This window comes from Shewanella sp. Isolate11 (genome assembly GCF_022398315.1).
In the GTDB taxonomy this organism is placed as follows: Bacteria; Pseudomonadota; Gammaproteobacteria; order Enterobacterales; family Shewanellaceae; genus Shewanella.
In genome coordinates this window covers 828,066-854,438 of record NZ_JAKEVF010000001.1, presented here as the reverse complement: position 1 = coordinate 854,438, position 26,373 = coordinate 828,066, and the positions used below count along the sequence as shown (strand labels likewise).

23 protein-coding genes are annotated in these 26,373 nt (G+C 43.8%); 7 read left to right on the top strand and 16 right to left on the bottom strand.

Annotated features, from left to right (window positions below):
* Window positions 1–58: 58 nt before the first annotated feature.
* The gene (gene phoB, locus L1D21_RS03750; RefSeq protein ID WP_239843883.1) at window positions 59–748 is read right to left on the bottom strand and encodes a phosphate regulon transcriptional regulator PhoB; all 690 of its coding nucleotides are present in this window, start codon (window positions 746–748) and stop codon (window positions 59–61) included.
* 190 nt (window positions 749–938) lie between these two features.
* On the bottom strand, window positions 939–1,886 hold the full coding sequence (locus L1D21_RS03745) for a porin (protein ID WP_239843882.1): 948 nt from the start codon (window positions 1,884–1,886) through the stop codon (window positions 939–941).
* Window positions 1,887–2,188: 302 nt separating this feature from the next.
* Here L1D21_RS03745 and rdgC point away from each other — a divergent pair, with 302 nt between their 5' ends.
* A complete protein-coding gene (gene rdgC, locus L1D21_RS03740) occupies window positions 2,189–3,100 on the top strand; it encodes a recombination-associated protein RdgC (RefSeq protein ID WP_239843881.1) in 912 nt (303 codons plus the stop codon).
* 141 nt (window positions 3,101–3,241) lie between these two features.
* On the opposite strand, the gene L1D21_RS03735 is transcribed toward rdgC, so the two are convergent.
* A complete protein-coding gene (locus L1D21_RS03735) occupies window positions 3,242–5,056 on the bottom strand; it encodes a PDZ domain-containing protein (RefSeq protein WP_239843880.1) in 1,815 nt (604 codons plus the stop codon).
* Between the two features lie 126 nt (window positions 5,057–5,182).
* Here L1D21_RS03735 and L1D21_RS03730 point away from each other — a divergent pair, with 126 nt between their 5' ends.
* The 6 genes from L1D21_RS03730 to L1D21_RS03705 all read left to right on the top strand — a co-directional run bounded on the left by L1D21_RS03730 (window position 5,183) and on the right by L1D21_RS03705 (window position 12,516).
* Complete coding sequence (locus L1D21_RS03730; protein ID WP_239843879.1) at window positions 5,183–7,366, top strand: tetratricopeptide repeat protein; 2,184 nt, start codon at window positions 5,183–5,185, stop codon at window positions 7,364–7,366.
* Between the two features lie 146 nt (window positions 7,367–7,512).
* Window positions 7,513–9,069, top strand: coding sequence for a diguanylate cyclase (locus L1D21_RS03725; protein ID WP_239843878.1), 1,557 nt, complete (start codon window positions 7,513–7,515; stop codon window positions 9,067–9,069).
* Between the two features lie 66 nt (window positions 9,070–9,135).
* Window positions 9,136–10,488, top strand: a complete 1,353-nt coding sequence (gene ppnN, locus L1D21_RS03720) for a nucleotide 5'-monophosphate nucleosidase PpnN (protein ID WP_239843877.1) — start codon at window positions 9,136–9,138, stop codon at window positions 10,486–10,488.
* Between the two features lie 40 nt (window positions 10,489–10,528).
* Window positions 10,529–11,311, top strand: a complete 783-nt coding sequence (gene xni, locus L1D21_RS03715) for a flap endonuclease Xni (protein ID WP_239843876.1) — start codon at window positions 10,529–10,531, stop codon at window positions 11,309–11,311.
* 142 nt (window positions 11,312–11,453) lie between these two features.
* A complete protein-coding gene (locus L1D21_RS03710; RefSeq protein WP_239843875.1) occupies window positions 11,454–11,840 on the top strand; it encodes a DUF3192 domain-containing protein in 387 nt (128 codons plus the stop codon).
* A gap of 199 nt (window positions 11,841–12,039) precedes the next feature.
* A complete protein-coding gene (locus tag L1D21_RS03705) occupies window positions 12,040–12,516 on the top strand; it encodes a GNAT family N-acetyltransferase (RefSeq protein ID WP_239843874.1) in 477 nt (158 codons plus the stop codon).
* A 4-nt stretch (window positions 12,517–12,520) separates the two neighbouring features.
* Here the strand turns inward: L1D21_RS03705 and L1D21_RS03700 are convergent, their stop codons facing one another.
* The 13 genes from L1D21_RS03700 to relA all read right to left on the bottom strand — a co-directional run bounded on the left by L1D21_RS03700 (window position 12,521) and on the right by relA (window position 26,344).
* Window positions 12,521–12,991 carry an isoprenylcysteine carboxylmethyltransferase family protein gene (locus L1D21_RS03700; protein WP_239843873.1) on the bottom strand — a complete coding sequence of 157 codons (471 nt, stop codon included), beginning with the start codon at window positions 12,989–12,991 and terminating at the stop codon, window positions 12,521–12,523.
* 467 nt (window positions 12,992–13,458) lie between these two features.
* Window positions 13,459–14,433, bottom strand: a complete 975-nt coding sequence (rpoS, locus tag L1D21_RS03695) for an RNA polymerase sigma factor RpoS (RefSeq protein ID WP_239843872.1) — start codon at window positions 14,431–14,433, stop codon at window positions 13,459–13,461.
* Between the two features lie 77 nt (window positions 14,434–14,510).
* On the bottom strand, window positions 14,511–15,386 hold the full coding sequence (locus L1D21_RS03690) for a peptidoglycan DD-metalloendopeptidase family protein (protein WP_239844182.1): 876 nt from the start codon (window positions 15,384–15,386) through the stop codon (window positions 14,511–14,513).
* 106 nt (window positions 15,387–15,492) lie between these two features.
* Window positions 15,493–16,128: a protein-L-isoaspartate(D-aspartate) O-methyltransferase gene (locus L1D21_RS03685; RefSeq protein ID WP_239843871.1), complete on the bottom strand. Its 636-nt coding sequence runs from the start codon at window positions 16,126–16,128 to the stop codon at window positions 15,493–15,495.
* Window positions 16,125–16,874, bottom strand: a complete 750-nt coding sequence (gene surE / locus L1D21_RS03680; protein ID WP_239843870.1) for a 5'/3'-nucleotidase SurE — start codon at window positions 16,872–16,874, stop codon at window positions 16,125–16,127. The genes L1D21_RS03685 and surE overlap by 4 nt, the downstream gene beginning before the upstream one ends.
* Entirely contained in the window at window positions 16,871–17,932 is a 1,062-nt protein-coding gene (locus tag L1D21_RS03675) for a tRNA pseudouridine(13) synthase TruD (protein WP_239843869.1), read from the bottom strand. The genes surE and L1D21_RS03675 overlap by 4 nt, the downstream gene beginning before the upstream one ends.
* Before the next feature lie 47 nt (window positions 17,933–17,979).
* A complete protein-coding gene (ispF, locus tag L1D21_RS03670; RefSeq protein ID WP_239843868.1) occupies window positions 17,980–18,471 on the bottom strand; it encodes a 2-C-methyl-D-erythritol 2,4-cyclodiphosphate synthase in 492 nt (163 codons plus the stop codon).
* 129 nt (window positions 18,472–18,600) lie between these two features.
* Window positions 18,601–19,320 (bottom strand): 2-C-methyl-D-erythritol 4-phosphate cytidylyltransferase, encoded by a 720-nt coding sequence (ispD, locus tag L1D21_RS03665; RefSeq protein ID WP_239843867.1) that lies wholly within the window; start codon window positions 19,318–19,320, stop codon window positions 18,601–18,603.
* A 59-nt stretch (window positions 19,321–19,379) separates the two neighbouring features.
* The gene (gene ftsB, locus L1D21_RS03660; RefSeq protein ID WP_239843866.1) at window positions 19,380–19,679 is read right to left on the bottom strand and encodes a cell division protein FtsB; all 300 of its coding nucleotides are present in this window, start codon (window positions 19,677–19,679) and stop codon (window positions 19,380–19,382) included.
* A gap of 99 nt (window positions 19,680–19,778) precedes the next feature.
* Complete coding sequence (gene eno / locus L1D21_RS03655; protein WP_239843865.1) at window positions 19,779–21,074, bottom strand: phosphopyruvate hydratase; 1,296 nt, start codon at window positions 21,072–21,074, stop codon at window positions 19,779–19,781.
* Window positions 21,075–21,206: 132 nt separating this feature from the next.
* Window positions 21,207–22,844: a CTP synthase gene (locus tag L1D21_RS03650; protein ID WP_239843864.1), complete on the bottom strand. Its 1,638-nt coding sequence runs from the start codon at window positions 22,842–22,844 to the stop codon at window positions 21,207–21,209.
* A gap of 351 nt (window positions 22,845–23,195) precedes the next feature.
* On the bottom strand, window positions 23,196–24,005 hold the full coding sequence (mazG, locus tag L1D21_RS03645; RefSeq protein WP_239843863.1) for a nucleoside triphosphate pyrophosphohydrolase: 810 nt from the start codon (window positions 24,003–24,005) through the stop codon (window positions 23,196–23,198).
* Window positions 24,006–24,127: 122 nt separating this feature from the next.
* Window positions 24,128–26,344 carry a GTP diphosphokinase gene (relA, locus tag L1D21_RS03640; protein ID WP_239843862.1) on the bottom strand — a complete coding sequence of 739 codons (2,217 nt, stop codon included), beginning with the start codon at window positions 26,342–26,344 and terminating at the stop codon, window positions 24,128–24,130.
* Between the last annotated feature and the right edge of the window lie 29 nt (window positions 26,345–26,373).

The window sequence follows — 26,373 nt, the reverse complement described above, 5'->3', positions numbered from 1 at the left end:
CCATTGCGAGCAATTGGGCACAAGATAACGTAAATCGTCATCTGTGCCTATCAATTTACTAGAGCCTTGTTGAGAAGCGGTAGCCTGCACCCCGAACGGTTTGGATCAGACGATCATGATTTGACGGTTCAACAGCTTTACGCAATCGACGGATATGTACATCGACAGTACGATCTTCAACATACACGTTAGTGCCCCAAACATTATCTAACAACTGTTCACGGCTATAGACACGCTCAGGGTGCGTCATAAAGAAATGCAGTAGTTTAAACTCAGTTGGGCCCATATCTAAAACTTGCTCACCCACGGTCACACGATGACTGACAGGATCGAGTACCAGTCCTTGCACATCGATAGGCTCTTCTAGCGCAGTGGGGGCACTACGGCGCATTACAGCTTTAATGCGAGCCACCAGCTCTTTAGGAGAAAAAGGCTTAGTAATATAGTCATCGGCGCCCACTTCTAAACCTTTGACCTTATCTTCCTCTTCGCCACGAGCAGTCAGCATGATCACCGGAATATGGCGAGTATATTCATCTTGGCGCAATTTTTTGGCTAATTGAATACCGCTCCCACCGGGAAACATCCAATCGAGTAGGACTAAATCTGGGTAAGGCTCAGACAACATATCCAACGCTGAATCGAAATCTTCCGCAGATGTTGTCGTAAATCCATGTTGCTCTAGTACAAAGGTCAGCATCTCACGGATGGCTAACTCATCTTCAACTATTAAAATCCTTGCAGTCATAATGCGATCTTCTATCAGTGAATTCCCACAGTAGCATTATTAGTCTGTTTTATTACAAAATTATGAAACAGCCTGCTTATATTGTCATAAAGTGGTAATTTTTGTCATAAAAGTTAAAAACAATAAATCGAGTAAAACAAAAGGGAGGCCTAAGCCTCCCTTCATCGGATCGATAAACTTGCAGCCTTGTTTAGAACTTGTGTTCTAGACCAACACCGAAGAATTTATCGTCGATATCATCACCTTCCATTGAACTATTAGTATAGAAAGCGAATAGTTTTGTCGGCTTACCTAGCTTGTAGTCACCACCAACTGACCACATATCGCCTTTGTCTTCCATATCTTGGTACTGTGCTTTTAACACAATCGCATCGATAGTATAAGCCGCGCTGAATAGATAGCCTGACTGGCTGTCACCCGATACTGGGTCACCGTTTTTATCATAAGTTTCTTCTTGCTGCTGGTACATACCGCCAAGAACTAAACCAGCAATTTTACCTTGAACAGTCGCACGAACCACTTCGTAGCCTTTCACGTCTGAATCATAAGCAACAGAAGCATAAACTGGGGTTTTCTTCAGTTTTGCATCACCATACATTGCTGCAACACTGAAACCATCTTGACCGTATTGAGAGCTAGAACCTTCAGCACCATAGGTAACACCCACTTTGAAATCACCCAGTGATGGAGTGATATAAGTTGCTGTTTGCTCTAGGCGGTTTTCACCTTTAAATAAGGTTTTTAAATCACCTGATAAATCGTTGAATTGGTCAACCTTACCTTGTGAAACTTTCAACATGGTGTCGTTACGACCCACAGAGAAAGCACCAAAGTTACCTTTTAAACCAACGAACTGGTTACGGGCTTTGAAGTTTTCCTTCACATCATCGCCAGTATCTACTTCGTACTCGATGGTGTAGAAAGCTTCTAGTGAACTGCTTAGCTCAAAGCCACCTTTCGCACCGAAACGTGAAGAATTGCTTTGAATCGTAGTGGTTGCATCATCATCCACATCATTTGATTGTGCAGTGACGTTTAATTTGCCATAAACCGTTAATGGTTCTGCTGCATGAGCAGAAGCTAAAGTGGCAGAGGCTAGCGCAGAAGCAAGTAGAGTTTTACAAAAAACGTTCATCATTTCATCCTTTCGACTTTGGTTCGTCTTGGTTATTGGTTTGGACGGCCGAAAGTGTGCAACTTTTATGTTTCAGTTTTATTTCATCGAAATCCCATTGTCATCAAACAGCGATAAGCCATCAGACTCACTAATAGAGAAATCCAGTATTTATGGGCGTTGCAGACAATTAAAACCCAATATTACAATTTGATGAATTATGACATTAACACTGCAATTAATGGTTTTTAATGGACAACAATTGCGGTTTACCCGACGTCGACAATGACTTACACTGCGGCTTTATTTTTGATTGAGCGCCTATCATGTGGTTTAAAAATCTTACTGTTTATCGTTTCAATAAACCTTTCTCTGTCGATGCTGAAGCGCTAGAGAAGTCATTGGAAGACTTTACTTTTTCTCCTTGTTCTAGCCAGGATGTTAGCAAATTTGGTTTTTCTAACGCCTTAGGAAAGTTAGGCCAATCTTTAGTTCATAGTGCCGAAAATCGTCACCTTATCTGTGCGACAAAAGAGGAGAAGATCCTACCGTCACAGGTGATAAAAGAAGCACTCGAAGAAAAAGTGGCACTCATCGAAGATCAAGAAAACCGTAAACTGGCGAAGAAAGAGAAAGACTCGTTAAAAGACGAGATCACCACCACCTTATTGCCACGCGCATTCTCACGCCGCAGCCAGATCCATGCGTTGATCTTGCCTGAAATCGAAATGATCTTGGTCGACAGCTCGAGTGCAGCCAAAGCTGAAGAATTACTGGCACTTCTGCGTAAAGCCCTTGGCAGCTTACCCGTTATTCCGATGAGCGTGAAAACACCTATAGAAACTCAACTGACTCAATGGTTGCAAGCCAATGAAGCGCCAACGCCATTTGAGATCCAAGATGAAGCCGAGCTGAAATCAGACTCAGATGAAGGCGGCATTGTGCGTTTCAAGCAGCAAGATCTTACTGAAACTGAGGTGCTGGCTCACATCGAAGTGGGCAAACAAGTGCATAAACTGGCGCTACACTTCGGCCAGTCAATCGCCTTTATCCTGCAATCAGATGCGGGCATTAAGCGCCTCAAATTCTCGGAAGAGTTCAGAGCCGGTAACGATGAAGTCGGCACTGAAGACCCTATCGCCAGACTCGATGCCGATTTTGCACTGATGGGCAGTGAATTAGTCGCCCTAATGAAAGCCCTAGTCGAAGCCCTAGGCGGAATGGAAGATAGCCTGTAACAGCTTATTGGCGATGTTAAAACCTAGGTTTTAAATACATAGCTTTTAAAGACATAGCTTTTAAAGACATAGCTTTTAACCCCTTAGCTGTAACCCATAAAAAACCACCGACTTTCGGTGGTTTTTTATGCTCGACTCAGATTAGTTCGAATCGTTTTTGCTATTGAGTTTGCCATCGTTATCAAATGGCCAATCAATGCCTAACCAAGCTTTAAAGAAAGCTTTTTGCGCCTTAGATGGCTTATCGACAGCTTTAAGTGTCAGCTTGCCACTTTGCTTCTCAGCTAAGGTCAAAGAGACTTGCTTTAAGCGTTGATCACTAAATAACGTGACCTTAATGGTATCACCAGGTTTGAAATCTTTAATGCGCTCTTCGAAACCTTTAGCGCTAACTTGCAAGTCATTGATCGCCACTAATTCATCATCGGCAACAATACCGGCATTCCAAGCAGGACCATCGCGCAGCACATGGCCAAGGCGTAATGAATCACCCGCCAATTCCATGCCAGCAAAAGCTACCGCTTTACTGTCTTTACCATAACTTTGCACTAAACCGGCTTGAGCAAGTACAGTTTCAAAATCGAGAATCAATGGCTGATTCACATGATGCTGCCACCAGCTTTGATAATCTTTTCCCGTTAACTGTTTCAAGATCTGCTGTACATCGTTAACGCTATAACCCACTGGAATACGGTAATGCTGAAAGAGCTGCTGATGCACATCACGATAAGAACGTTTCAGCTTAGTATCTTTAAGCACTGAGAAATCCAATGCCAGCGATGCTAAATAACCTTCGGAGTAAATATTGGCACTGTGATTTCTAGCATAATCACCACCGGTACTGACCCACGAACCAGCACTGGCTTGCGCCACTGACTGAACCTCACGACCTGGCGTCATCTTATTGCGCTCAATACGTTTAGCTAAATCTTCTAAAAACTCTTTTGGCGTCATCACTCCGGCACGAAGCAGTAATTGACCTTGGAAATAACTCGTCGAACCTTCTGCCATCCACAGCAGTTCGGTAATGCTTTCGTGCTGATAATCGTAAGGTACTAGCCCTTGTGGACGATACGCTTTAACGTTCCAAGTATGAATAAACTCATGTGATGCGGTACTGATAAAGCCAAGGTAATCTTGACGAGTACGGTACTTAAAGCGAGGACGCTGGATCACAGTCGAATTCAGATGTTCTGTCGCACCGCCGGCACCACTGGTGGCATGCACCATATACACATAACGCTCAAATGGATAGCCATCCCAAATCGCTTTCGCCTGACCGCTGAGCTTGGTCAAATCCGCTACCATCTTATCGACATCGTAGTTACCTTCTCCCCAGATCACTAACTCATAATCACGGCCATCGGCACTAAACTGTCGATGCGTGCTCACGCCCGTTTCGATGGGAGAGTCCACCAACACATCATAATTGGCAGCCACAAACTGATGCTGACCTTCACCACGATTCATACCTGAATAGCTATTCCAGTCTGCAGGAACTTTAAGCGAAACATCGACGGGCTGCTGACGGAATTCAGGGCTATAAACAAACACTCCACTGGCATCGAGATAAGCGTGAGAAGCATCAATGTGGCTAACCCTTTGACCTAATTTATTAGCATAAAGCTGATAAGTGATGGTCACACTGGTGGGTTTCTGTAGCGACACTAGCCATTCGCCACTGGCACTGCGTCGCCATGCTAAATCCTTGCCCTGCTCATCTTTAGCAGTAAAATTGCGTACGCTATCGGCCAAAGGCAAAACCTGATACTTGCCCGTACGCCACACAGGTAGATTAACGGTCAATTCTTTACTGCTTGATGATGGAAAAGTCACCACAACCTGAGCCAAGTGATGCTTTGGTGAGGTTAGATCGATCTGATAATTAACCTCGGCATGGGCTGAGGTTATAAAAAAGCTGCTAAAAAGCAAAATCAAAGGTACAACTAGTTTCACGCTCGCTTCCTTCTGTTATCATTGTTTTAATATGAAGTCCGCCATTATAACTAAAATTAACCCCCGAATGCGGACAATAATTTAAAAACATAACAAACCCTATAAAGGGTTGGCGATAAGATACTTATGCGATTTTTTTTATTCGGCTTAGTTTTGTCACTGTATTTGTGGCCTCATTGCGTTATAGCTTCTGCTGCTCAGCAAATTGCCAATGAAGTAAAACTTCGAGAGTCCCCGGCAGAGTTTTATCAAGAGATCAATCAACGTGTTAATTTTGCGCTACGTTTTAATGACGTCCAAGAGTTCGAGCTACTGGCCAAAACACAAGGCTTTACCCCAGACGAATTAGAAAGTGAGATCCGTTGGTTAACCCGAATTAACTTAGAAACCGGTACAGGTATCAAAGCTGGAGTGCAAAACGCCATCACCCTGATCGACTTCCTCAAAGTGATTGCCAATACCCCATTTGATCAAGCTTATCTCGCCCTGCTAGAAGGCCGCAAAGAAGGACGTCAAACCCAAAACTATCAACAAGCCATCGCTCTGACCAAACAAGGTCTGCAACAAAACCTTGACGAAGGTGTGCAAGAAACCTTGCTACTACACGACCTTCATTATCAATTAGGTGACCTTTACCGCATCACGCTGCAGCCTAATTTGTCGCTGAAACATTTTAACGAAACCCGTGAGCTCGCTTATCAACTGAGAGATAACTACCTGATTGCAAGGGCAGAAGCTGCCTTAGGGCGGTTCTATAATATCGATAAGCAATACACCAAATCACTGCAACATTACATCGAAGCCATTCGACTATCTGACAGCCTAGATAAAACCTACTTAAGCTCAGTATTGTCGATTCGTTTAGCCAGTGTTTACCGCGACTTAGGCGAATGGAAACAAGCTTTAAAATACGCCCACAAAGCTGCCGATGGTTTTGAATCGATACAAAGCTGGCCTCGCTTATCCCACAGCATGACGATTATTGCCATGATTTATGGTAAGCAAGGGCTGTGGAATCAAGCCATCGATTATTATTTAAATGCGTTACAAATCGATATCGACCACGGCAATTTAACCGGCCAGGCCCTAACCTATCACAACTTAGGCGAAGCCTACTTTAATAACCATCAAGACGAGATCGCCCTAGATTTTTTGCTTAAGGCGCATCAGGCTTTTAGTCAAAAAAATAGTAAACAATACTTGGTTTACAATAACCTACTGATTGCAGAAGTCGCTGCCAGCCGCCAAGATTGGCAAACGGCTAGCTCCTATGCAGCTCAAGCATTACCCTTGGCAAAAGAGCAACAACTCAATCCTCAAATTATCGAAGCCTTGCAGTACCAAGCCAAAGCGCTGAAAGAGCTAGGACAAATTGATGACTCTCTCAACGCTGTCGAACAACTGCTGAGTTTTAGCCAACAACAGCTAGAATTAAACAGTCAAACGCCATCAGAAGGCTCAAACAGTCTTGCTGAACAGCAATTAAAAATGCAGTTAAACCAAATACAGGCCCAGCAAAAAAACAGTCTGCAACAGCTAGATCAATACCGACTACAGCTCATTTTTAGTCTATTTATTGCCTTTATCATTGCCTTGGTTTGCTACAACCAATGGCGCAGCAGGCAAACACTTAAACAACAGCAAGTGCTGTTGCAACAGGAGATGATTAGAGATCCTATTAGTGGACTTGTCGGCTATACCGGCTTTGTTAATCAACTCAGTCAACCCAACAAACCCGCTATGCTGGCATTACTCTCCTTACATAATAAACACAATAGCGATGTCGAATTAGGGCAAGAAACCAATCAACGAATGAATCAAACGCTGCTGGACAACTTAAGCGAATCTCTCACCAGTCAAGTATATTTTATCCGTCCTGGTGTTTGGCTATTGGCCATAGAAGTCGCTGATGAACACCAACATGTTCTGCAACAGCTGCGCACAATTATCGACAGTCAAACTTTACTCAAACAAGCAAGTTTACAGGTGGGTATTATCGACTTACCCTTAATCGATAACAGTGAAATAAAACTGTCACCAGAGATCTATTTTAACGTGCTACAAATGACGATGGCAGCGGCAATGAGCCTAGGTAGCGATAAAGATCATTTTGTGACTATTTCACCATTCAATTTTGCGCCGGCAAGCATTTTTTCTGCGCCACTTTATCTTAACTTAGGAAACGCCATACAACGCGGTTTGGTAAAAGTTAACAGTAACGAAAACAAAGAACTAATTAACTGGCCGAAATGGATAGGCAATCAAAGCGAAAATACAGTGGTTAAAAAACATTCCGCCGAAGTCACATAGCGGCTAATGCTTATTTGCATAGCATTACGGATGAGATACCATATAGCACAGTAATTAAACTATCCGACAGACTCAGCGACTTCTAGACATAAGTAGAGAAGATTTTTTAGTCACAACAAACAAAAATTATACTTACAAGGTCTAGAATGAAGGACACTTTGGCAAGCGTTTCACAAATATCGCTACTACAACAAAAGCTACACGGTGCCAAATTAGCACTCGCTGAAATGCGCGATCAAAAAGCGCAAAATCAGCATTCTTTGTTGCAGTTTATCGGTCATTTGAGTCTAGCTTGTAAAGGCCAAAGTATCGAACTCGATAATAAACTTGCTAAGCTACGCATTCACCTCACCAATATCGAACACATAGAGCAAGCCCTACCCGAACTGGTAGAAGTCGAACAACTGCTCAAGCATCAATATCGACATGTGATGCTGCAATTAGAAGATGGTCGAACTCGACTGTCTCAGGTCATCCGTCAATTACAACGTGTCAATTCAGCCCCTGAAAAGCTCAAAAAAGAGATCAGTTATTTCAAACAAGAATTAGCGAAACCTTTTCATACCTATGGTGACTATCTGCCTAAGGTTGAACGCTTAATTGGTTTTTATGAAACCATTTTGCAAGAGCATCTTGAACAGGGGCAGACACTTGAGGCCTTGCCTAAACACCGTCAACTGGCACTCGAATTGGCGCAGATGATCAATGATATTGAGTTTAGAAAAGATCAATCGGAACAGATTCTGGCAATCAAAGAATATCTGGCAAATGGCATCGAAGTCGATGGCCTGCTTGATGCTTATCAAAATATTTTATCCTTATTGCTCAGCAACATTGCCCTAGAGAAGAGTGCTTCACAAGAATTCCTCTACGCACTAAACGATGCTTTGTCGGCAGTAAGAGAAGTGGTTGGAGATTCATATAATGCCAATCAGCGCAGTTTTCAGTTAAAAAAACAGCTTAATAGTGAAATAAACTCCAGTGTCGATAATGTAGGTGTCGCTATCAGCGATATTGACGATATCACCCTGTTAAAGTCCAAGGTTACCGAACAACTCGCTTCCATTCGCACAGCACTCGGCCGCAAAGAAGCACTCGAACAACGTGAACAAGCCATGTTACGTCAAGCCATGGATACTATGCGTAGCGAACTTAACCAATTAAGCGATGAAGCCAACACTTATAAAGAACGTCTGTTTGAACAGCAGAAGATCAATATGCTCGATTCGCTTACCCAGCTACCAAACCGAGCCGCATTAGAGGATAGAATGGAGCGTGAGTATCGTAACTATTTGCGCACTAAGAGCACCCTGTGGATTGCGGTTGCCGATATTGATCACTTTAAATCGATTAATGATAGTTTCGGACACAGCACTGGCGATAAAACTCTGCAAGTGATCTCAATGGCATTGAAAAACTCGCTACGCGAATCTGAGTTTGTCGCTCGTTATGGCGGCGAAGAGTTTGTATTGCTCATTCCTGATGTAACAGCAAATGATATTGAGCATCTGTTAAATCGACTCAGAGAAAAAGTAAAAAATATCCCATTTAAGTTTAAAGATCAGCGAATTACCGTTACAGTATCTATAGGTGCTGCGCAAATTATTGGCAATGAGCAGATCAGTGAAACCTTTGAACGTGCCGATGCTGCGCTGTATAGAGCCAAACATGAAAGTAGAGATAGAGTGATTATTGACGCTTAACACAGTGCTCGCTGTAGTTTAATTTTCCCAGTCAACTTCATGCTCAACTCTACTTAAGGAGTTGCCATGATCATTAATATCAGCCCCCGAGGCAGCCTCGATCAACTCTCCCAACTCGAAGTTGATCGCCTCAAACAAAATGCCAGTAGTGAACTCTACCAACTGTTTCGCAGTTGCTCGTTGGCGGTACTCGCCTCTGGTGCACAAACCGATGATGCAGAAGATCTATTCGAGCAATTTAAGCATTTCAATATCAATGTCCTCAGACGTGAGCGGGGTATAAAACTCGAACTGGTTAATCCGCCAGAAGCAGCCTTTGTCGATGGCAATATTATTGCCGGGATCCAAGAACACTTGTTTGCTGTGCTACGTGATATCGTCTACCTCAGCGATAGATACGATAACCTCAAGCACATTAACCTGACTAACTCCAATCACATCACAAACGTGGTGTTTGACATCCTACGCAACGCTAAAGCCATTCCCCGTAATGAACCCAAAGTTGTGGTCTGCTGGGGCGGTCACAGTATCAACCCAATAGAATATCAATATACCCGAGAAGTAGGATATGAATTAGGACTGCGAGATCTCGATATCTGTACAGGCTGTGGTCCTGGAGCCATGGAAGGCCCAATGAAAGGCGCCGCCATTGGCCATGCCAAACAAAGGGTCAGAGATGCCCGTTATATTGGTCTAACTGAACCCAGTATTATTGCCGCCGAGCCACCTAACCAGATAGTCAATGAACTGATCATCTTGCCCGATATTGAAAAACGCCTCGAAGCCTTTGTTCGCTTAGGTCATGGGATCATTATCTTCCCTGGTGGCGCAGGTACTGCAGAAGAATTATTGTATTTATTAGGTATTTTACTTAATAAAGAAAATAGCCAGCTGCCCTTCCCGTTGGTATTAACTGGGCCGAAAGAGAGCGAAGAGTACTTTAGCCAGATAGATCAATTTATTGCGGCAACCTTAGGTAAAGAAGCGCAAGACAAATATGAGATCGTTATCGACGATCCGGTTCGAGTCGCGAGGATTATGGCTCATGGTATGGATCAGATAAAAGAGCAACGCAAAGCGATGGGCGACTCTTATCAATACAATTGGTCACTCAAAATCGAACCCGAATTTCAACTGCCCTTCATCCCCAGCCATGAGGTGATGAGCAACTTAAACCTCTATTTTCAATCCAATAAAGCAGAATTAGCCGCCAACCTAAGACGTGCTTTTTCTGGTATAGTCGCAGGCAATGTAAAACTGGATACCATTAAAGCTATCAAAAAAAATGGTCCGTTTGAGTTAAATGGCGATCCAGTATTGATGAAATTGATGGATACCCTACTGCAAGCTTTTGTCCAGCAGCAGCGTATGAAGTTACCTGGCAGCGAATATATTCCCTGCTATAAAATCGTGACTTAACTAACACCTAAAGCGACGAACTAAAGAGCACAAACAAGCAATGAACACTCTGTTAATTATCGATGGTCTTAATCTTGTGCGGCGACTACACGCTGCCCAACCCAACGAAAATGATGTTAATGGCTTAGCTCAACGTGTCGCTGCTAGCTGTTTAAAGTTAATTAAGCACCAGCAACCTAGTCATATCGCAGTAGTCTGGGATGGTGATGCCACCTCTTGGCGTAAGCACCTCTATGAAGATTACAAGAAGGGGCGTAAACCCATGCCTCATGCGTTGGCTGAGCATTTAAGCGAGATTAAAGCTCACCTTGCTGGCTTAAATATTAATTCGATAGATGCTGAATCTGAAGCCGACGATGTCATTGCCACCTTAGCCACTAAGATGGCTCAATCTCATCGCGCTATTATTGTTTCCACCGACAAAGGCTTTACTCAGCTGCTAAATCCCAATATCAGCCTCTGGGACTATTTCAATCAGCAACCGCTAACCATAGAAGAACGCGAACAAAAACTCGGTGTCGATCGCAGCCAATTTATCGACTACCTTGCCTTAGCTGGTGACAGTGGCAATAAGATCCCGGGGGTGCCGGGGATCGGCCCAAAATCTGCGGCAGAGCTATTAAAAACATTCCGTACTTTAGGCAATATTTATAGCTCTTTAGATAAAATTGGCACTCGTCAGGCTAAGAAACTCGAGGAAGGACGGCCACTCGCCAGGCTCAGTTATAAATTAGTCCAGCTACAGACCGACATTCCCCTCAATACCAACTTGGCCCATTATCGTGTTAAACCGATAACATCCGACGAAGCAAAGGTTACGTAAACATTCGCTTACTGATTTTTGCGCCTCAGCTGCATTATCGGGCTATCTTCCTATTTTCATCTGTTTTATATTGTAAATGGTATGTTGCATAGGTAATTTATGCAACGCTATGACGTTATTGTAACAAGGATCTGTAACTACAATGAAATCAAAAGTCCCTGTCATCATAGGCTCCATTTTTGCTGCCTACCTTGCCTTTGTTGCCGTTGTCGTATTGGTCTATGAACCCACGCCCGAAGATATGGACTGGGAAGATAGGCAAGCCTATAACAATGAAAAAATCACCGAAATGAAACTCGGCTTACCGCTAGCGCAAGTGACAAGCTTATTGGGAAAACCCGACTTTTCTGAAGCGAAAACCAGCGACGATGCCAGCTTGATGGTGCTGTTTTATCGTACCCGTCATGGTAAGTCCGACGGGGAAACCACTCGCGATGAATGTACGCCGCTACTGTTTAAAAATGATAAATTAATCGCCTGGGGTGAAGATACCTATCAGCAATATCTTGCCGCCGCGATTCAAGGCTAAACGCTTTTCTTGATTGCTAATCGCCACCAATTATAGCGTTAGCAATCAAGCGTATCGCTCGATAACTCAGACCATAAAGGCCAATATAGCAAATTCTGCTACACAAAAATTCTCATCATTAGCGCAGATTTCCTCTTGGCAATTTTGCCACTTCGATTTAATCTCCAGCAAAATAAGTTACACATCGCCATAGGAAGCTATGTTCTCAATTAGAAAAGCAGTAAAAAAGGATGCTGCAAAAATTTATGCGATTCGATGTCGTGCCATTTTGGCTGAATGTTCAGGCTTTTACAGCGACAAACAGCTAGCCCTATGGACTGAAGGCGATTATTCGTCCCATTTTGCCGAAGATGTTACCGACAATTTTTATGTAACTGAGAAACAAAGCAAGGTGATTGGCAGCGGTAAGTTAGATCTCGACACTGGCGTAATTGATGCCATCTTCGTTGACCCGGATTATTTTGACCAAGGAGCGGCCAAATTGATGCTGGCCTTTCTTGAACAACTGGCTCTGAAAAACGGCTTATCAATACTCAGGCTTGACTCAACCTTGAATGCGGCGGCGTTTTACCGATCACAAGGCTTTATTGGTAATTCCATATCCAGTTATCACTCACCAAGAGGCATCTGCCTAGACTGTATTCCAATGCAAAAAGCGTTACTCCTAGCCGATTAACAGGCTAAATCCAGCGACGAACCTTATTGCAATATTGCGCATAATCTTGCGGGAATTTCTGTTGCAAATAACGCTCTTCCCGCTTTATGGCAAGATGATAAACCGTGAAACAAGCCGGTAAAAAACTCGAGATTAACCACCATGAGCTTTCAATACAACCCAGCCCTACCGGATAGAAACAAAACGTCAGATAGATTGGATTACGCGAAAAGCGATAGTAACCACTGGTAATAATGTGAGTGGTGGGTTTCCATGGTTCAACCGCCGTTTGTTGACGCTTAAACATCAGTAACATATGCAGCAGAAGTAAGGCCGCAATCAACATCAATATCACGGCAACTTGCTTTATCGATTCGGCAATAACTAAACCAGAAGGCAGCCACTGCTCGATAGCGTAAGCCGTCAGCATCCATAAAATAAAAATCAGTGGTGGCGGCACTTTAACATTGGCACCTTTTTGATCCTCTTGAGACACGCTATCTCCAATTTAGTCGGCTCAAACTTAGCCAGCTCAAACCTCAGACTGATTTGATAAAACCGTAAACACTTTGAATAGAGTGATTTCGAAGTAGCTCTATCCCAAAAACTAATCACACTGCTTACTCGGCTGGAAAGCCGTCGTTTGTGAACAGAGACTCGTCCAGTTTGCTTAACAGCTTCTTTTACCCACTCATGCGGAATGGCTTATAAAACATACTGATATGATGGTCTTGGCAGAACTCCACAGTGTTCTGCAACTCTTTAGAAAACTCAGACATAAAAAATCGGTCTCAACACTGTTGAGACCGATTATGAAGCCATCTGAGAATCGTTCAATGACTTAAAACGATTAGCATGAGCCTTTATCTGCGCTTTTTAATCTTTCATATTGAGGTAGGCTATTAAAAAATATCTAAAAAAATCAAACTAAACCTGCGCCTCAAACTACTTTTTTAAACAAAGTTAGACTCTAAAAATCGCTTCAACCGACAGTCCTTGAGCACCCAATAAATCTTTCAGACGCTTCAAGGCTTCAACTTGGATCTGGCGTACGCGCTCTCGAGTTAACCCTATCTCCTTACCTACATTTTCTAAAGTAGATGGCTCATAACCCAATAAACCAAATCGACGCGCTAACACTTCGCGTTGCTTACTATTAAGCTCATCTAACCAACGCACCACTGACTTGGACATATCTTCGTCTTGTACCTTGTAGTCAGGTCCTACGCAATCATCGTCAGCCAACACATCCAGTAACGCTTTGTCGTTATCGCCACCTAATGGCGTATCCACAGAAGTAATACGTTCATTTAGTTTCAGCATACGACTCACATCGCTGCTAGGCAGATCTAACTGTTCAGCAATCTCTTCAGCCGTAGGTTCATGATCGAGCTTATGCGCGAGCTCTCGAGCGGTACGAAGATAAACGTTTAGTTCTTTAACCACATGAATAGGTAAGCGAATGGTGCGAGTTTGGTTCATTATCGCCCGCTCTATGGTCTGTCTTATCCACCAAGTCGCATAAGTTGAGAATCTAAAACCACGCTCAGGATCAAATTTTTCCACTGCTCGGATCAGGCCTAAGTTACCTTCTTCGATAAGGTCAAGTAATGCTAAACCACGATTATTGTAACGACGAGCGATTTTAACGACGAGTCTGAGATTGCTCTCAATCATACGGTTTCTGGACTTTCCACAACCTTTTAAGGATTTACGTGAAAAATAGACCTCTTCTTCCGCACTCAATAGGGGGGAAAACCCAATTTCACTCAGGTATAACTGAGTGGCATCAAGATTCTTTTGTAAATCATCTTGTACTTGCTGATCTAATTCAGCCTCTTTAGCAATTTCCTTGCTATTAGTTGTTGAACTATTTAACTCATCCTTTGACAAGTCAACTAAGGGCTCCGCAACTGCGGTTGATTTTGTTCGACCCATAATAATCTCTCCCAAATTGTACTCACTATTTACTGCACTCTTCTATCCTCCAATTGCCAAAACGGCACCTAAAAAAATTATGTTTTAGGTAAATATTTAAGCGGGTCGACGGATTTGCCATGATACCGAATCTCAAAATGCAGCATCACTTGATTGGTACCCGTGTTTCCCATACTTGCGACAGTCTGTCCAGCCGTCACAAATTGTTTTTCCTTGACCAAGATTTTATCGGCGTGAGCATAAGCGCTTAAGTAGTCATCGCTATGCTTAATAATCACCAAATTTCCGTAACCACGAAGCGCGTTTCCGGCATACACTACACGTCCATCGGCAGCAGCCTTAATGCGATCGCCACGAGATCCCGCAATCTTAATCCCTTTATTACCCTGCTCGTTGGCAGAGAAACGGCTAATCAACTTGCCTTTAACGGGCCAATGCCATTTATAAACTTTATTCGGCAACACCGAATGAGGCTTGTGGATAACCTCGTTAATATTTTGTTGACTAGTTGTTTCAGAGTACGCAGGTTTTTTGTACTGATCAAGCGATTTTTTCGCCACTATGGTATTTTCTGTCGCTGCGGAAGAAGTTGATTTAACCAATTGTTTTTTAACATTATTGGTATTTTTTGTTGCAACTTTAGTTTGATTTTTTTTCGACAAATCAGTCTTTTGTCTATTCGACTTAGACTTTGAAAAGTTTAGATTCAAGACTTGTCCAGGATAGATGGTATATGGCTGTTTTAAGCCATTATTGTTAGCGATATCAACGAAATCTTTATTAGCTGCCCATGAAATAGAGTATAAAGTATCACCTTTTCTTACTTTATATTGCTCGGAGGTAAGACCACCTCTATGATAGGTTTTTTTTACCGGACTATTGAGGCTGACGACAGGCGCTGGCGTTTGTGCTTGAAAACTACAGCCAGATATAAGTACACCAATAAGCAGCATCACTACACGTGACAAGCGGTTTCTCAACTTAAGCTGATAGCCTATTGTAAGATTGGATGCGGCACTACTATTTAACTGATCAACCATATTAAACCCGCAGGCAACATCAAGCGAGTTCACCATTAACTAAAGGGACAAATTTCACCATTTCGATGGTTTCGGTGTGATAACTAGATTCTGTGCGAGTTACACGAAGCAGTTGTTGTACCGCCTCTCCCACAGGAATGATCAGCACGCCATTGGTGGCAAGCTGTTCCAATAAAGCTTGCGGCACGCTGCTCGCAGCAGCGGTCACCATAATGGCATCGAAAGGACCTTTATTAAGCCAACCTTGCCAACCATCACCATATTTAAATGACACATTATGTAGGTCGAGTCTTTTCAGGCGTTGCCTGGCTTGTATTTGCAAACTTTTAATCCGCTCAACAGTACAAAGCTGATCAACTAGCTGCGCCAAGATAGCAGCTTGATATCCCGAGCCTGTGCCAATCTCTAGTACTTTCTTAGGGGCTTTTTCAAGTAGCAGTTCCGTCATTCTCGCCACTATATAGGGCTGAGATATAGTCTGTCCCTGACCTATAGGTAATGCGGTATTCTCATAAGCTTTATGCCCCAATGCGGCATCGAGAAAAAGCTCCCTTGGCGTTTTGGCAACCGCCGAAAGCACATCTTCATTACGGATCCCTGCCGTTTTTAGATGATTAGCTAAATTCAATGCTGATCTTGTGGCAACGCCATTCATAGGTGTTCAATCCATTGTTTCATTGTTGAAAGCTGTTCATATGCAGTCAAATCGACGGTTAGCGGTGTCACCGACACATAACCATTAGCGACCGCATGAAAGTCTGTCCCTTCACTGGCATCTTGTTCATCACCCGGTGGGCCGAGCCAGAAAATCTCTCTACCTGCCGGATCTTGAGTTCGCACCATGCCTTCAGCCTTGTGTCTTGCCCCAAGACGAGTCACTTTAATGCCTTTGATCTCCGCCAGCGGTAGATCCGGTACGTTAACGTTTAATATCTGATCATGTGCTATTGGCTTCTTGACCAATCCAGCAACTATCTTACAAGCAAAGTGTGCAGCCGTTTCATAATGCTTGAGCTCACGGCCCACCAGTGATATCGCAATCGCAGGCAGGCCTAAAAAACGCCCTTCCATTGCCGCGGCGACGGTTCCCGAATACAGTGTGTCATCACCCATATTGGCGCCAGCATTAATGCCTGATACCACAATATCCGGCTCTTGTTGGTAAAGTTCACGTATTGCCAGATGCACACAATCAGTCGGTGTACCACTGACTGAAATATAACCATTATCTAACTTATTAATTCGCAAAGGGTTAGTCAAGGTTAATGAATTACTGGCACCCGAGCAATTACGATCAGGCCCAACCGTTTTCACTTGATAATATTGTGATAACGCCTCTGATAATGCGGCTATTCCAGGAGCCGAAACCCCATCATCATTACTCACTAAGATATTAATCATTGGTTTTGTTCGCTATTCGCTAGACGTCTTTGTTTAAATTCACGTTCATTAACATCTTCATAATTGACTAGCTCTCGAAGTACCGATGTAGCGAAGCACCCCGCTGGCAAGGCAAATTTTAACACCAGAGTATCAGCATTAACTTCATAACTTAAATGTTGCGGTTCTAGTAATAGTGTACGCCTTTCTTGGTTCAATCCCGCTTGCTCTAAACCTGAACAGTCTTCACTAAATGGCTCAATAACCTGTGATTCAAATTCAAGCGCATCCCCTTGTGACAAAGCTTGTCCTCGCCCCCACAAGGGGGCAGAGAGTTGAATATCTTTTTGCTGTAAACGTGAATGTAAGGCTTCATCCCAAGGATTAGCAACAAAATAGCTCTTACTACCACTGAGCATGACACAATCGCCATCCAATACCTGAGTGCCGTATTGAGCTAGACGGGCTGAGACCACTTGGTTAAATAAGTATGAACGTACTGCAGATAAATACATGCTGCGTTTATTGCGATCTTTTACTTTCTTACCTGCGAGCATTTGTCGACCAAAGATCAAATTCTTACCATCATGGCCGAAACGTTGTTCGCCAAAATAGTTGGGCACGCCAGTTTGCTGTACTAAAGCAATTCGCTTAAGCAAATCTTCCACATTAGAAACGGCTCGCAATGTCAGGGTAAATCGATTGCCCGCTAATGCTCCCGTACGCAGCTTTTTACTGTGACGGCTACTGCTGAGTAGAGTTAATTGCTCAGTATTCAGCGCTTGCCAATCCGGTGTCTCTTTGCCCGGAATTCGCACCCCAAACCATTGAGTTGTGATTGCGTTCTTATCTTTTTGGCCTGCAAAGGTCACCTCTTTAGGATGAACACTGGCAAAACTGGAGATCATTCTGGCGACATCTGCCGTGTTGAGCCCCTCTTTACGAATGTGCAGCATATGATGCTCACCTTCGCCCGTAGGCATAAAAGGTAAGATCTCATCGACCATAAAATCACTATTGTGAGTACGTAAATCGGCAGTCGATAATGGCTGACCATGTAAATAATGTAGGGAACTCATAAACTTCACTTGTCTATTAATTTAATTTGGTTGATTAACTTTGGTTATTAATTGGGGTCATTTATTTGAGCCATTAAGACTACAGCTTCGACAGCAATGCCCTCTTTACGCCCCGTAAATCCTAATTTCTCTGTAGTCGTAGCCTTGACGTTGATATTATCGACAGGACTTACCAGGTCTTCGGCTATGCACAAGCGGATCGCCTCAATATGCGGCAGCATTTTCGGCGCCTGAGCAATCACAGTGACATCCAAATTACCTAAACAGTAACCTTTATCCAAGGCGAGTTGATAACAATGACGCAGTAACACTCGACTATCAGCGCCTTTAAATTCAGCATCAGTATCGGGAAAATGCTTGCCAATATCACCTAAAGCCATAGCACCAAGAATCGCATCGGAGATCGCGTGTAACACCACATCACCATCGGAATGGGCAATTAGGCCTGTTTCATATGGCACTTCCACTCCACCGAGTATCAAAGGCAATTCACCGCCAAACTTGTGTACATCAAAACCGTGACCAATACGAATATTCATTTCATTACCTATCTTTTATTTTTATTGCTCTGATTCAGCTTAAATATGAACACTGAACCCAACTCAATTGAACCGTTTATCGTTTGATGCACTGCTCTCACTTTATCGTCGTTTAGCAAAAATATGACTTCAACTAAAATCCTCTTGAGACAGAAACAACGCCGCAAGCCGCAAATCATCAGGATGAGTCACCTTAATATTATCGCCACGACCCGGGACTAGATGCGGCTTAGCCCCAGCCCATTCCATCGCCGAAGCTTCGTCGGTAATATTGACCTTGAAGGCTAGGGCATTAGTCAGATTGTTTTTTAAAATGCTCGCTGGAAATAATTGCGGGGTTAGCGCATGCCACAGATTATCGCGAGATACAGTCTCCTCAATATCCCCATGGCGATCACTCCGCTTCATGGTATCGCGCACAGGCATCGCCAAAATAGCCCCTTGAGGCTCACGGTTCTGACTCATTTGCTGTTCGGCAGTTTCAATCAGTTTGTCGATATCGCTGCAATGTAAACAAGGTCTGGCGGCGTCATGTACCAAGGCCCAACTTTGCTCTTCAGTCAGTTGAGACAGGCCCGCTAACACTGAATCAGCTCTCTCATTTCCGCCTGTGACGCGGGTTAATTTAGGATGCTTGGCCTGAGTTAAGGCATCAAAATAGCAATCCTCAGGATGCAAGGCTACGATCACTTGCGTGATCCGTGGGTGATTTAACAGTATATCGAGAGTATGGCCGATAATAGGCTGCTGATTTAGCATCAAATACTGCTTTGGAAGTTCGGCGCCCATGCGACTACCAATCCCAGCGGCGGGAACAATTGCAATTAGATGCTCAATAAGTGGCTTCATTGATAAAAACTCATGTCAGGCAATTGTGACTTGCATAACAGGTCACAAAATATTGAAGATCAACGATTGAGATGCGCTTCACGTTGCGGCTCACCGACAACACGGAAAAAGGTTTCCCCTTCTTTGACCATGCCTAATTCGTTACGCGCACGTTCTTCGAGTGCTTCGGTACCACTACGCAGATCATTGATCTCCTCTTTGAGTACTTGATTACGTTCGATCAGCTTGGCATTACTCTCTCTTTGCAGCTTTATCTGCTCTTGGATTTGAAAAGATTCAGGCAAACTATTTTCGCCCACCCAGAGTCGATATTGAAGCAGGCAAAGTAAGACTATGATGGCAATAAGAAGACGGTTCATCCTTAGTGGCTTGGTCTCTATTAAAAAATCTAGATTGATATTACAACAAAAAAGGCCACCAAGTGGCGGCCTTTTTACAAATTAAGCATTATTTCGCAATTATGCTTGTCCTTTGATCTCGCTACGACCTTTATAAGGTGCTTTTTCACCCAATTGCTCTTCAATACGTAGCAATTGGTTGTACTTAGCCACACGGTCACTACGACAAAGAGAACCTGTCTTAATTTGACCCGCTGCCGTTGCAACTGCTAGATCAGCGATTGTCGCATCTTCAGTTTCACCACTACGGTGTGAAATCACTACTGTGTAACCCGCTTCTTTCGCCATGCGAATTGCCGCTAGGGTCTCAGTCAATGAACCGATTTGGTTAAACTTAATCAGGATAGAGTTAGCAATGTTGTTTTCGATACCACGGCTTAGGATCTTAGTGTTGGTCACAAATAGATCATCACCCACTAGCTGGATTTTATCGCCAAGGATTTGAGTTTGGTATGCCCAGCCATCCCAATCTGACTCATCAAGTCCATCTTCGATAGACACGATTGGGTATTCTTCAGTCAGCGATTTCAAGAAATCAGAGAAACCGTTTGAGTCGAATACTTTGCCTTCACCAGAAAGATCATATTGACCATTTTTGTAGAATTCAGAAGCCGCACAGTCCAGTGCTAAAGTCACGTCTTCACCTAACTTATAGCCTGCTTTTTCTACTGCAATTTTAATGATAGCCAGCGCATCAGCGTTAGAAGCTAGGTTAGGCGCAAAACCACCTTCATCACCTACTGCAGTATTTAGGCCTTTTTCTTGTAGTACTTTCTTCAAGTTATGGAAGATTTCAGCACCCATTCGCAGTGCTTCACGGAAGCTCTTAGCACCAACAGGCTGAACCATAAACTCTTGAATATCGACGTTGTTATCAGCGTGCTCGCCACCATTAAGGATATTCATCATAGGAACTGGCATTGAGTACTGCCCTGGAGTACCGTTTAGCTCAGCGATATGTGCATAAAGAGGCATGCCTTTGAACGCTGCCGCCGCTTTAGCCGCCGCTAGAGAAACCGCAAGAATAGCATTAGCACCTAGCTTGTCTTTGTTCTCTGTGCCATCAAGATCGATCATGATTTGATCAAGCTCTGCTTGAGCAGTGGCATCTTTACCTAGCAACGCATCACGGATTTGACCATTGATGTTAGCAACCGCAGTCAATACCCCTTTGCCCATATAACGGCTTTTATCGCCATCACGAAGTTCTAGCGCTTCACGACTACCCGTAGATGCACCAGAAGGTGCCGCTGCCATGCCAACAAAACCACCATCTAGATGAACTTCAGCTTCAACCGTTGGGTTACCGCGTGAGTCCATGATTTCGCGACCAATGACATTGATAATTTTAGCCATAATTTCCTCGACTGTAAGTTTAAGATTTAAGTTTAAAAAGTTAATGCAAAACTAAAATTCTTATCACTAAATTTACATCATCTAAAACAAAAAAGCCGCCTCCGAATCACGGAGGCGGCTTATATTTTTAGCTTAGCCTAAATCGTTTTTTTGATATGCGACGGCTGCTGCGACAAAACCTTCAAATAATGGCTGACCATCACGAGGTGTCGATGTAAATTCAGGATGGAACTGACCCGCCACAAACCAAGGGTGGTTAGGGAGTTCGATCATTTCTACCAGCTGGCGATCTGATGATAGACCACTAAATACTAAGCCAGCTTTCTCTAAACGTTCTCTATAAGTGTTGTTCACTTCGTAACGATGACGGTGACGCTCAACACAAGTTAAGCCTTTGTATGCCGCTGCCGCTTTGGTCCCTTCAATCAGATGACAAAGCTGTGCGCCTAGACGCATAGTACCACCTAAATCCGACTCTTCATGACGTTGCTCGACATTGCCTTTTTCATCGATCCACTCAGTGATCAAACCGACAACAGGATGCGGTGTTTCAGGGTTAAACTCTGAAGAATGCGCACCTTCAAGCCCAGCAACGTGACGAGCAAACTCAATCAGCGCCACCTGCATACCTAAACAGATACCAAAATAAGGCAGGTTATTTTCACGTGCATATTGTGCCGCTAAAATTTTACCTTCAACGCCACGTTGACCAAAACCACCTGGAACCAGGATACCGTCTAAGCCTTCAAGCACTTCAACACCTTTGGCTTCAACCGTTTGTGAGTCAATATACTTGATGTTAACCGATACACGGTTAAATAAACCGGCATGTTTAAGCGCTTCGTTAACAGACTTATAAGCATCGGGTAGTTCAATATATTTACCCACCATACCAATGGTGATTTCACCAGTAGGATTAGCTTCTTGGTAAATTACATTTTCCCACTCAGCCAAATCGGCTTCTTTGCATTCGATACCAAAGCGTTTCGTCACTAAATCATCTAAGCCTTGCGCCTTCAATAACGCAGGGATTTTATAAATACTGTCAACATCTTTTAATGAAATAACCGCACGCTCTTCGACGTTACAGAATAACGAAATTTTGGCTTTTTCATTTGATGGAATGGCACGGTCACCACGGCAAACCAACACATCTGGCGCGATACCGATTGAACGTAACTCTTTAACTGAATGTTGCGTAGGCTTGGTTTTCACCTCACCTGCAGCCCCTAAGAAAGGAACCAGTGTCAGATGCATAAATAACGAGCGGTCGCGTCCTAGTTCAACGCCCAACTGACGAATAGACTCAAGGAACGGCAGTGATTCGATATCACCTACTGTGCCGCCAATCTCAACGATTGCCACATCATGACCTTCACCGCCTTCCAACACTTTCTCTTTGATAGCGTTAGTGATGTGAGGAATAACCTGAATGGTTGCACCTAAATAATCACCACGACGCTCTTTGCGTAACACTTCTTCGTAAATACGGCCCGTCGTGAAGTTGTTACGACGATTCATCTTGGTACGGATAAAACGTTCATAGTGACCTAAATCAAGATCAGTTTCAGCACCGTCTTCGGTGACAAATACTTCACCATGCTGAGTTGGACTCATGGTACCCGGATCCAAGTTAATATAAGGATCCAGCTTCATAATGGTTACATTAAGGCCTCTAGCCTCTAAAATTGCCGCCAAAGATGCTGCTGCAATGCCTTTACCTAGTGATGAAACCACGCCACCAGTAACGAAGATATACCTTGTAGTCATGCTGAACCTGAGAAAATGAGTTGGAAATATGTGCTTGTAAGAAAGCACTAGGACGGGGCGTTATTATACCAAAGCAGTTGAGCTTCGACAAACAACTAAGCGATATATTTTTACCATTTATAACGAGTTTGGCTCTGCTGGCACTATTTTATTCACCTAAAAAGCGAGTCCCATTTATCAACACATGTCAGCCAAGCAGTATGTAGCCTGAATATCCCGATTAAATCACGCATCAGAACAAGGTTAATCTGGTGATATAAAATAATAGCGCTAGGCCACTAACTCATTTCAATACAAGCCCATTGACTCATATCAACACAGAGTCATTCGGCTCTAGACAGAGAATGAGCCTCACTTTTCCGTTAGTTTAACTCTATCCCAATAACTATCTAACTCAGCTAAGGTGTGCTCAGCCATCTGCTTATCTGCAGCCGCCGCTAAGGCTTCGACACCCCGAAAGCGACGCTCAAATTTAGCATTAGCCAGTCGCAGCGCTTGCTCCGGCTCAACACCAATGTGACGCGCAAGATTAACCACTGCAAACAATAAATCACCCATCTCTTCTTGTACTTTATTTTTATCGGGTGCATCGGCATTCACTTCCACCAGCACTTCATCGATTTCTTCATGCACTTTCGCGACCACAGGCGCTAACTCATTCCAGTCAAATCCCTGAGTCGCAACGCGACGCTGAATTTTCGCCGCACGGCTCAAAGCCGGTAAGTTAAGCGGAATATCATCCAGTACTGAGGTTAACGATCGCCCCGCTCTTTCTGAGGCTTTAATACTCTCCCAAGTTTGTTTCACCTCTTGACTGCTAATTTGTGCAGGCTCAGCAAACACATGCGGATGACGTTCCGTCAATTTACGACAAATTTTATCCACCACATTGGCAAAATCGAATCGGCCTTGTTCTTTACCAAGCTGACAATAAAACACCACCTGAAATAATAGATCACCTAATTCACCAGGAAGTTCATCGAAAGCACAGCGCTCTATGGTATCAGCCACTTCATAGGCTTCTTCTAAGGTAAACGGCACTATAGATTGATAATCTTGTGCTAAATCCCATGGACAACCCGAATTGGGATTTCGTAGCTGCGCCATGATATCTAATAGACGCTGAATATCGTGAGTCTTGGGAGTATTGGATTGAGTCATTTGCTTCTCTCAAAAGATAAGGCGACTCAACTAATTGAATCGCCTTTTTAAAATATACGGTATCTTTATATATGGTATAGGTAAGTCACTAACCTAGTACACCTTATTGGCCTTAGCTGAAATTACAATCTTCTAGCCTCAATGACACCATCAACCTGTGATAATTTCGCGATCACTCGCGACAAACCTTCAAGATTATAAAGTTCAAGTTCAAGCTCAATAGCCGCAGTTTGGGTTTTAATATCCGATGATGAACTCATGGCAAATACATTTGATTTTTCAGCCGCCAATACCGAAGTAAGGTCTCTGAGCAAACCACTACGATCATTAGCAATCACCCGAATTCTTAATTTGTAACCACCGGAATAATTCTCCCCCCAAACCACATCAACGCCACGCTCAGGCTGTACTCGCATCAGCTCTTTCACCTGCTCGCAATCGGCTCTGTGTACAGAAATACCGCGGCCTTTGGTGATAAAACCTAGAATTTCATCACCTGGAACAGGCTGGCAACACTTAGCAATATGGCTCATCAGGTTACCAACACCATTAACCTCAACCTGCCCTTTACTCTTGGCATCACTGCGTGGCTGATGCTTCTTGAGCAAGTCTTCAAGCACTTCCTCTTCAGACACCTCATTATTGCGAAGCCGACTCTGAACGTGATTAACCACCTGATTGAGACGCACATCGCCACCACCAATGCCCGCCAACAGATCATCCATACCGACCATGTTAAAGCGCTCAACCGCACTGTGGGCATCTTTAATGGTTAAGCCGCTACGAGATAGCTCCGCTTCGAGCATTTCACGCCCGGCAACAATATTCTTATCTCTGTCTTGCTGCTTAAACCAATGTTGGATCTTCGAGCGGGTTCTCGACGCCTTCACATAACCTAAGTTAGGGTTCAACCAATCACGCTTCGGATTTGGGTGTTTAGAGGTGATGATCTCGACCCGTTCACCGGTTTCCACCTGATAGGTGAAGGGCACGATACGGCCATCTACCTTGGCGCCAATGCAGCGGTGACCCACTTGGGAATGAATATAATAGGCAAAATCCAAAACGGTGGAGCCCATCGGCAAGTCAACTACATCGCCATTAGGTGTGAACACATAGACTCGGTCTTCAAACACCTGACTGCGTACTTCGTCGACCAAATTACCACTCTCGGCCACATCTTCCTGCCACTGCAAAATTTTACGCAGCCAGTTAATCTTCTCTTCGTAGCCGCTTTGTTTGCCTGTGGTGCCCTCTTTATACTTCCAGTGTGCCGCTACACCTAATTCGGCATCTTCATGCATCTGTTCGGTACGAATTTGGATTTCAACGGTTTTACCTTCAGGCCCCACCACTATGGTATGAATCGACTGATAACCGTTGGGTTTGGGATTAGCGACATAATCGTCAAACTCTTTGGGAATGTGGTGCCACAGAGTATGCACCACGCCTAAGGCGCCATAACAATCTTGTAGTCGCTCGGTGACGATACGCACAGCGCGCACATCAAAAAGTTCATCAAACTTTAGGTCTTTACCACGCATCTTTTTCCAGATGCTGTAGATATGCTTAGGTCTACCGTAAACTTTGGCGCGAATTTGATCGTCATCGAGACGCTGTTGCAGCTGATTGACAAAATTGTCGATATAGATCTCACGATCGACTCGTTTACCATCTAACTGTTTAGCAATCTCTTTGTAGGTGGTGGGATGCAGATAACGAAATGAGATATCTTCCAGCTCCCACTTGAGCTGACCAATACCTAAACGGTTGGCAAGAGGCGCATAGATATCGGCAATTTCACGGGCCAGTAGGACACGGGTTTCTTCATCGGCATTTTTCACTTCCCGAAGCAGGCAAATACGTTCGGCCAGCTTGATCACCACGGCGCGCACATCTTCCACCATGGCCAGTAACATGCGTCTGATATTATCGATTTGCGGCTCGGCGTTACGGCTCTGCTCATTAACCTTTAACGCCCCGATAGCGTCCATGGTTACGACACTATTAACTAAGGTCGCTAGCTTGGCACCGAATAAGGTTTCAACCTGCTCGGCATCGATTACTTTGGCATCAAAAACCACGAAGATAACGGCCGCTTGTAGGGTTTCGATATCCATGTTCAGTGGCGCTAAAATCTCAATCATCTCGCGCGCACGATGACTTAATAAACTCTCTTTATCGAGGTTACCGGCTTCATTTTTAGCAACTAATGCTTCCACCTGCTTCATTAAATCCAGCAAGGATTGCGCATCATCGGCGTCGTCAAGGTATCGATTAACCCACTCAGTTAATTGAAAGTCCTTATCATTAAAATGTGCTTCTCTAACCGATACCATCTAAAGATTGTCCTTAAATTACTTCATTA

Bases quoted from the DNA above. Each gene is read 5' to 3' on its own strand.
- phoB (WP_239843883.1), bottom strand. From the start codon at position 748: ATGACTGCAAGGATTTTAATAGTTGAAGATGAGTTAGCCATCCGTGAG.
- L1D21_RS03745 (WP_239843882.1), bottom strand. From the start codon at position 1,886: ATGATGAACGTTTTTTGTAAAACTCTACTTGCTTCTGCGCTAGCCTCT.
- rdgC (WP_239843881.1), top strand. From the start codon at position 2,189: ATGTGGTTTAAAAATCTTACTGTTTATCGTTTCAATAAACCTTTCTCT.
- L1D21_RS03730 (WP_239843879.1), top strand. From the start codon at position 5,183: ATGCGATTTTTTTTATTCGGCTTAGTTTTGTCACTGTATTTGTGGCCT.
- L1D21_RS03725 (WP_239843878.1), top strand. From the start codon at position 7,513: ATGAAGGACACTTTGGCAAGCGTTTCACAAATATCGCTACTACAACAA.
- ppnN (WP_239843877.1), top strand. From the start codon at position 9,136: ATGATCATTAATATCAGCCCCCGAGGCAGCCTCGATCAACTCTCCCAA.
- xni (WP_239843876.1), top strand. From the start codon at position 10,529: ATGAACACTCTGTTAATTATCGATGGTCTTAATCTTGTGCGGCGACTA.
- L1D21_RS03710 (WP_239843875.1), top strand. From the start codon at position 11,454: ATGAAATCAAAAGTCCCTGTCATCATAGGCTCCATTTTTGCTGCCTAC.
- L1D21_RS03705 (WP_239843874.1), top strand. From the start codon at position 12,040: ATGTTCTCAATTAGAAAAGCAGTAAAAAAGGATGCTGCAAAAATTTAT.
- rpoS (WP_239843872.1), bottom strand. From the start codon at position 14,433: ATGGGTCGAACAAAATCAACCGCAGTTGCGGAGCCCTTAGTTGACTTG.
- L1D21_RS03690 (WP_239844182.1), bottom strand. From the start codon at position 15,386: ATGCTGCTTATTGGTGTACTTATATCTGGCTGTAGTTTTCAAGCACAA.
- L1D21_RS03685 (WP_239843871.1), bottom strand. From the start codon at position 16,128: ATGAATGGCGTTGCCACAAGATCAGCATTGAATTTAGCTAATCATCTA.
- surE (WP_239843870.1), bottom strand. From the start codon at position 16,874: ATGATTAATATCTTAGTGAGTAATGATGATGGGGTTTCGGCTCCTGGA.
- L1D21_RS03675 (WP_239843869.1), bottom strand. From the start codon at position 17,932: ATGAGTTCCCTACATTATTTACATGGTCAGCCATTATCGACTGCCGAT.
- ispF (WP_239843868.1), bottom strand. From the start codon at position 18,471: ATGAATATTCGTATTGGTCACGGTTTTGATGTACACAAGTTTGGCGGT.
- ispD (WP_239843867.1), bottom strand. From the start codon at position 19,320: ATGAAGCCACTTATTGAGCATCTAATTGCAATTGTTCCCGCCGCTGGG.
- ftsB (WP_239843866.1), bottom strand. From the start codon at position 19,679: ATGAACCGTCTTCTTATTGCCATCATAGTCTTACTTTGCCTGCTTCAA.
- eno (WP_239843865.1), bottom strand. From the start codon at position 21,074: ATGGCTAAAATTATCAATGTCATTGGTCGCGAAATCATGGACTCACGC.
- L1D21_RS03650 (WP_239843864.1), bottom strand. From the start codon at position 22,844: ATGACTACAAGGTATATCTTCGTTACTGGTGGCGTGGTTTCATCACTA.
- mazG (WP_239843863.1), bottom strand. From the start codon at position 24,005: ATGACTCAATCCAATACTCCCAAGACTCACGATATTCAGCGTCTATTA.
- relA (WP_239843862.1), bottom strand. From the start codon at position 26,344: ATGGTATCGGTTAGAGAAGCACATTTTAATGATAAGGACTTTCAATTA.